The organism is Anaerococcus sp., from assembly GCF_022770135.1.
In the GTDB taxonomy this organism is placed as follows: Bacteria; Bacillota; Clostridia; order Tissierellales; family Peptoniphilaceae; genus Anaerococcus.
In genome coordinates this window covers 1-7,049 of the sequence record NZ_JALEIL010000137.1, presented here as the reverse complement: position 1 = coordinate 7,049, position 7,049 = coordinate 1, and the positions used below count along the sequence as shown (strand labels likewise).

At 31.3% G+C, this 7,049-nt stretch carries 9 protein-coding genes and 1 pseudogene; 1 reads left to right on the top strand and 9 read right to left on the bottom strand.

Going from position 1 to position 7,049, the window contains the following annotated elements:
* Positions 1-169: aminotransferase class V-fold PLP-dependent enzyme (locus tag MRZ08_RS07100; RefSeq protein WP_297381059.1), on the bottom strand; the 169-nt coding region annotated here is incomplete at its 3' end.
* Positions 170-237: 68 nt separating this feature from the next.
* Between MRZ08_RS07100 and MRZ08_RS07095 the strand changes: the two genes are divergently transcribed.
* Positions 238-1,143, top strand: coding sequence for a ribonuclease H-like domain-containing protein (locus tag MRZ08_RS07095; RefSeq protein ID WP_297381057.1), 906 nt, complete (start codon positions 238-240; stop codon positions 1,141-1,143).
* On the opposite strand, the gene MRZ08_RS07090 is transcribed toward MRZ08_RS07095, so the two are convergent.
* From MRZ08_RS07090 to MRZ08_RS07055, 8 genes and pseudogenes are all read right to left on the bottom strand, one after another.
* Complete coding sequence (locus MRZ08_RS07090; protein WP_297381055.1) at positions 1,134-1,814, bottom strand: uracil-DNA glycosylase; 681 nt, start codon at positions 1,812-1,814, stop codon at positions 1,134-1,136. The two genes, MRZ08_RS07095 and MRZ08_RS07090, sit on opposite strands and share 10 nt — an antisense overlap.
* Positions 1,814-2,251, bottom strand: a complete 438-nt coding sequence (lspA, locus tag MRZ08_RS07085) for a signal peptidase II (protein ID WP_297381052.1) — start codon at positions 2,249-2,251, stop codon at positions 1,814-1,816. The genes MRZ08_RS07090 and lspA overlap by 1 nt, the downstream gene beginning before the upstream one ends.
* A complete protein-coding gene (locus MRZ08_RS07080) occupies positions 2,248-3,015 on the bottom strand; it encodes a YlmH/Sll1252 family protein (protein ID WP_297381050.1) in 768 nt (255 codons plus the stop codon). Before MRZ08_RS07080 ends, lspA begins: the two co-directional genes overlap by 4 nt.
* Positions 3,016-3,045: 30 nt before the next feature.
* Complete coding sequence (locus tag MRZ08_RS07075) at positions 3,046-3,630, bottom strand: cell division protein SepF (RefSeq protein ID WP_297381048.1); 585 nt, start codon at positions 3,628-3,630, stop codon at positions 3,046-3,048.
* Positions 3,631-3,696: 66 nt separating this feature from the next.
* The gene (locus tag MRZ08_RS07070; protein WP_297381045.1) at positions 3,697-4,680 is read right to left on the bottom strand and encodes an NAD(P)H-dependent glycerol-3-phosphate dehydrogenase; all 984 of its coding nucleotides are present in this window, start codon (positions 4,678-4,680) and stop codon (positions 3,697-3,699) included.
* A gap of 8 nt (positions 4,681-4,688) precedes the next feature.
* Complete coding sequence (gene plsY, locus MRZ08_RS07065) at positions 4,689-5,264, bottom strand: glycerol-3-phosphate 1-O-acyltransferase PlsY (protein ID WP_297381043.1); 576 nt, start codon at positions 5,262-5,264, stop codon at positions 4,689-4,691.
* Complete coding sequence (gene der, locus MRZ08_RS07060; protein WP_297381040.1) at positions 5,261-6,580, bottom strand: ribosome biogenesis GTPase Der; 1,320 nt, start codon at positions 6,578-6,580, stop codon at positions 5,261-5,263. Before der ends, plsY begins: the two co-directional genes overlap by 4 nt.
* Positions 6,577-7,049, bottom strand: a pseudogene (locus tag MRZ08_RS07055) (serine hydroxymethyltransferase); the annotation flags it as partial. The pseudogene MRZ08_RS07055 and the gene der, both read right to left, overlap by 4 nt.

Below are 7,049 nucleotides of genomic sequence, written 5' to 3'. Positions count from 1 at the left end.
TTATAGCCTTTGCCACTATATTTTTACTTTTCTTTACTAAATTTTCAGAATCCATGCCAAATGAATGAATTGATGAAGTATTTGCATAATAATTTTCTTCTACCTCAACCATTTTTTCGATGGCTTCTCTGTACATTTTTGTAGTTGCTGCATTATCTAAATATATCATAGACTACTCCTTAACTTATTCATTATATTATAACGAAGTCTAATTACAAATTATAGTATAGTAATAATATGATTACATTAAAGAAAAGACATGAAGCTAAAAATTTAAAAGAAGATGAAATTATTTTAGATATAGAAACTACGGGCCTTGACTCTTCTATAGATAGACTTGTATTATTAGGTATAATTGAAAAAATAGATGGTAAGGCTTATATTTACCAATATTTTGCTCAAGATGATAGTGAAGAACAAAGATTGCTTGAAATTTATAAGAGAAAAATATCAGAAAAGAATGTAATTACCTATAATGGTGATACCTTTGATATACCTTTCTTAAATAATAGGCTTATAAAGCACAGAGATTTCCCGCTACTACCACAAAGTTTAGACTTACTTAAGATAATAAGGCCCTATAACAAGTTTTTTGATTTTGAATCACTTAAGCTTAATGATATTGAGAAACTTGCAGGTTTCTATAGGAATGACCCTTCACGCTACAAAACTTTCAGCAAATTATCTAATGATTTGAAAAGACGTACAAATCCTTATCCAATAATGAAGCATAATGAAAATGATCTTATTGCAACCGAGAAGATTGTTTATATAGAAAAATATTTTGAAGATAAACTTTCAATTAATTCAACTTTATCTCCTATAACTTTATTAAACTGTGATATAAATAACGACGTTGCAAGAATTTCTCTAAGGTCTCAAAATCTTCTAAATGAATCTTATTTTAATGGAGAAAATTATGAATTAATAATAAAAGGAAGAACAATTATAATCAATTTGCAAGTTTTATATGGAATTCTTGATAAGGATGTTAAAGGCTATGTAAGTATAAATAATTTTGAGATCAAAAATGAGACAAGTCTCAGTATTGACGAACATTTCCTAATAATAAGACAGAATTATAAATATAATCACAAAAATATCCTTATTTTAGCAAAAAAAATTATCGAGAATCATCTCTGATTCTCGATCTGCCAGTCAATTTCTTCCATATTATTTGCTTTTAAGAACTCATTTGTCTTAGAAAAAACTTTTGATCCAAAAAATCCTCTATAAGCCGATAAGGGCGAAGGATGTACAGATTTTAAGATAAGATGATTTTTATTGGTAATTAATCTTTCCTTTGATTTTGCATTTGCTCCCCAAAGGATAAATACCATAGGCTTTTCACGTTTATTCAATAACTCTATTATCTTATCAGTAAGTATCTCCCAGCCTTTTCCCTTATGGGAGTTAGGAGATTTTTCTCTTACAGTAAGAACTGTATTTAAAAGCAGAACTCCTTGTTCAGCCCACTTGGTTAAATCTCCATTATCTGGCATAAAAAGATCCAAATCATCATGTAGTTCTTTATAAATATTTAGCAAGGAAGGAGGTATGGATACATCCTTTTTTACAGAAAATGAAAATCCATGAGCTTGGCCCCTACCATGATAGGGATCTTGTCCTAAAATCACAACTTTGGTATCATTATAACTTAAATATTTGAGGGCATTAAATAAATCATACATATCAGGATATATATTATAATGCTTATATTCATTAATCAAAAACTTTCTGAGGTTTTTGTAGTAAGGCTTCTCCCACTCGTCTTTTAGTAATTGATCCCAATCATTTCCAATTTGTACACTCATTATTTATCCCCATGTAAGATAATATAAATAATCATTAGAGTGCAACCTGCTGTTACTAAAATATCTGCAACATTAAATACTGGAAATCGTACAAAAGAAAACTCTATAAAATCTACTACATATCCTTGGATAAGCCTATCATAGAAGTTACCTATAGCTCCAGATATAATCATTGCAAGCGATAAGTTGAGTATCATTGGACTTGTTTTTATATTTTTAAGAAAATAATAAAGTAAGTATATTACAATTGCAGTTGTAAGTATTATAAATATCAATCTCTTATCTTGTAAAATTCCAAAAGCCGCTCCCCTATTTTCAAGATAGGTTAAATTAATTAACTTGCCATCTAAAGTTCGTTCCATTAAGTTATTAACAGCGTAAATTTTCGTGAGCCTATCAATTACAAGGCCCAATATTATAATTAGTAAATATATCATATTAATTTCCTATATTCTATGTGATAGTTTCCCTTTTTGCTAAGTCCTTTTATCCTATCAAAGATGAATCTCCCTTCTTTTCTTATCGATATCATAGCACCTTCATCCAAATTATAACTTGGATCTGTTATAGTTTGATGGTCTACCTTCACAAGCCTATTATTTATTAAAATCTTAGCCTTAGCCCTAGAAGTATTTATTAAGCTAGATACAATATTATCAAGCCTTACTGAAGAAATAAAGCTAGTAGATGAAATATAATCTTCTTTTTCTTTATTTAATTTACATTCCTCTTTGATTTCAATATGTATGCCTTCTCTTCTTATCTTACTTAGATTGTATTTTATAAAATTTGCCTCTTCTTCAAGTACTACAAATTCTACTGAACCATCTAAAACCGATATATCTCCTATACTATTTCTATCAATTCCCATATGGACTAAGGCTCCTAATACATCGGGGTGCTTGATTTTGCTACCATTGAAAGTGAGAACCTTTATATAATTACTTTCTTCTAAAGGGAGATAATAGTAGTTCGCTACAAATATTTTTCTTTCGCATTCATCATTACCACCAACAAACACTATATCTATATTATTCTTTCTGGCTATATCTTTTATAACTTTCCTCTCAAATGGATCAAGAAAGAAACTAGAGACCTCTTTTTTGCTATAGAATCCTCTCTCTAGAATAGATATAGCTTTCTTGATGTTAGACTTCTTAGCCTTATCCTTAATAAAATTTAAATTATATTCTAAACTCATAAAAAAGAAAGATCGATTTTTTAGATCGATCTATAATTGATTATAATTTCCTTCAGATATTTGATCGGTAACAGCAGGGTCTATTTGTATACCGTTTGGACTTATAACAAATATTCCTTTTGTAACTTTCTCAACCGTACCGCTTAAGGCATATACAGCACCGCTTACGAAGTCAAAGATTTGTCTTCTTGTATCTGATTCAACCATCTCTAAGTTTAGGACAACTACCTTTTTGTTAAGGATGTCATCAATAACTTTTGGTGCATCTGTTTCATAATCTAATGGTTCTTGAATTGAAATTCTCATTGAACTTGATCCAGCAAAATTTTTATCACTCATTTTTACTACATTGTCTCCTCTTCTTGATGATTTAGAACTCTTGAATGAAGAATTATTCTTGAAGCTATCTGTAAATGATGGCTTAAAACTTTCATCGCTTTCTTCGCTCTTATAGTTTGAGTCTGAAAAATATGATTTATATGTTTCATTCTTCTCAGATTTATCCTTACTTTCTTCTTTTGTTTCTTCTTCTAGATCGTCGTAATACAACTGATCCTCGTCGTAATCATCGTATTTGTCGTCAATACCTATAAATTCTTTAAACCTATCTAACATAATTACTTCCTTTGCGTTTTTTATCTCTCTATTACATTATATCTTAATAAGAAGAATATTTCGAATTTAATATTCATTTTTTAGGTCTCTTCCCATCAAATCTTTAACAGATTGGTGATCTGACTTTCCTTCAAATAACACCTTGTAGAGTTCTTCAGTAATAGGCATTTCAATATTTTTCTCTTTAGCAAGTTCATAGACTGCTTGAGTCGTAGGGATACCTTCAACAACCATCTGTATTTTTGAAATAGTCTCATCAATACTATAACCCTTACCAACAAGCCTACCTGCCCTATTGTTTCTTGAAAGCTTGCTTGTAGCAGTTACTATAAGGTCTCCAATTCCAGCAAGACCGTTTATAGTCTTCTCACTCGCTCCAAATCTAGTGGCAAATCTTTCCATCTCATGAATTCCCCTCGTTATAAGAGCAGCCTTAGAGTTATCTCCATACGAAAGACCATCGGCCATTCCAATTCCAAAGGCCAATATATTCTTGATACTTCCACCTATCTCTACACCTATTACATCTGTTGATGTATATACCCTAAAATATTCTCTATTAAAAATTTCTTGGATATCTTTAGCAAGCTCTATGTTATTTGATGCACAGACCAAGGTTGTTGGCATTTCATCTATTACTTCTTCCGCATGAGATGGACCGCTTAGGATAGCATAATTAATTTTTCCTAAAATATCTTCAAATATTTCTGATATCCTAAAGTGAGTGTTAAGTTCAAGTCCTTTAGATAGATTGATTATTACCTTACTCTCATCAAAGTAAGGACCTAGATTTTCGTAAACATTTCTGATACTTTGAGTTGGAATTGCATTAATTATATACTTGTTTTCTAAAGTATTTTTGATATCCTGTGTTGCTCTTACATTTTCCTTTAATATTTTTTCTGGAAAATATTTTGAATTGATGTGCCTTGTATTAATAGCATTAACTACATTATTATCCCTGGCATACATGAGAATATCATAATTGTCGCTTAGAAGATTTGCAATAGCTGTAGCCCAGCTGCCTGAACCTATTATCGATATTTCCATAAGACTCCTTAAAATATTTTCTTCTCTTCTCCGAGTTTTAATCTATTTATATTGTCCTTATGCTTATAAACAACTAAACAAGCAATCAAAACAACAGCTACAGTAATAAAGCTTAACTTGTATCTAAATACAGCAAGTACTGCAGCAATAACTGCTGTTATTATTGATGATAGAGAAACTATCCTAAATATTAGGATTAAGACAATAAATATGGCCAAAAGAATTAAGGCAAATCTATAATCTATTTGAAGAAGTGCGCCAAAAGATGTAGCAACACCTTTGCCAGACTTAAACTTTAGGATAAAACTATACATATGACCTATAACTACGAAAAACATAGCTAAAGCTTGACCTAGTTCTCCCCCGAATTTTTCTCCTAAATAGCAAGCAAGGCTTCCCTTTAGAAAATCAAAAAGAAAGGTTGTAAAGCCAGCAAGTCTACCAAAATTTCTTAAGGCATTAGTGGCCCCAACATTTCCTGATCCGAGCTTTCTTAGATCAGTCTTAAAAATTACCTTTCCTATTATAAAACCAAAAGGTATTGATCCTAATATATAAGATAATAAAGCAATCAGCGCAATCATTTTTGTTCACCCTTTTGTTTGAAAACAAAACTAAATGGCACGCCTATAAGGCTGTAATTTTGTCTGATTTGATTTTCTAGATATCTAGTATATGAGAAGTGAACAAGATCCCTATCGTTTATTGAAAGCATAAACTTAGGAGGTGCGGTAGATACCTGTGACATATAGTATATCTTAAGCCTCTTACCCTTATCTTGTGGCGGTGGGTTAAGTAATATAGCATCTTGTAAAATATTATTTAATACACCAGTTTTAATTCTTGTATGGTAATTATTAGACACAACTTCAAATAAGTCTAATAATTTATCAATTCTTTTATTTTCTAGGACTGAAATAAATACTATTGGAGCATATGGAGCAAAAGAGAGTGTTTCTCTAATATCCCTCTCTAAATCCCTCATAGTATTTGTTTCTTTATCAACCAAATCCCATTTGTTTACCGCTATTATTATTGCCTTTTTTTGATTGTGAGCATATCCTGCAATTTTTGCATCTTGCTCTGTAACTCCAACATTTGCATCTATTAGGAATAAGCATATCTCTGAACTATCGACAGCATCGAAGGTCCTTTGATTAGCATAGTATTCTACATTTTCTTTAACTTTTGATTTTCTCCTAAGTCCTGCTGTGTCAATCAAAACATAATTATGATTATTATATTGCCAGTAGCTATCTACAGCATCCCTTGTTGTTCCAGCAATGTCTGTAACTATCATTCTTTCTTCATTTAATAAAAGATTGACTAGGGATGACTTTCCAGCATTCGGCTTGCCAATTATAGCGATTCTTGTTTCGTCTTCTATTTGCTCAAAAGAAGAGAAGTCTATAAATGAAACGATTTTATCTAGTAAATCACCCAATCCCTTGCTCTGCTCAGCAGATATCATTGACATATCATCAAATCCAAATTGATAAAAGTCATATATATCATCAGGGATTTTGAATGAATCTAGTTTATTTGCAACTATTATAACTGGTTTATTATACTTTCTAATTTCGTTTGCTATATCGACATCGTAAGGATTGACTCCCTCCCTGCCATCTACAACAAAAAGGATAAGATTTGTCTCTATTAGGGCCTTTTCTACTTGGGATTTGATCTCGGTATTCATTACTTCTTTGTTTGATATATCGAGACCACCAGTATCGACTAGCAAAAACTCCTTGTTTTGCCACTCAACCTTATCTACAATCCTATCCCTTGTAACTCCAGAAATGTCTTCAGTTATTGATTTTCTCTTGCCTACAAGTCTGTTGAACAAGGTGCTCTTTCCAACGTTTGTCCTTCCCACAAGAGTTACTATCGGCATTTTCATATTTTTTCTCCATATACCGGGAATCTATTAGTAAGATTTACAACTTCCTTTCTAATATTTTCCACAGTATCTTCTTTCTTTAAAGTTTTCTTAATCAAGTTAACTATAGTTTCCATTTCACTTTCCTTCATTCCCCTCGTAGTAACTGCGGCAGTTCCTATCCTAAGTCCACTAGTTATATTAGGAGATAATTCTTCGCCAGGAATAGCATTTTTATTAGTAGTAATATAGACTTCATCAAGTAAGTTTTGAGCTTCTTTTCCAGTTATTCCCATATTCCTTAAATCTAAAAGTAATAGATGATTATCAGTTCCTCCAGAAACTAAGTCAAAATCATTCTTTTTAAAGGAGATTTCCATTTGTTTGGCATTAGCTTTTATCTGTTTGGCATAAGCTAGCCAGCTAGGATCTAGATTTTGCTTAAATCCAATAGCTTTTGCTGCTATAATATGTTCTAGAGGTCCCCCTT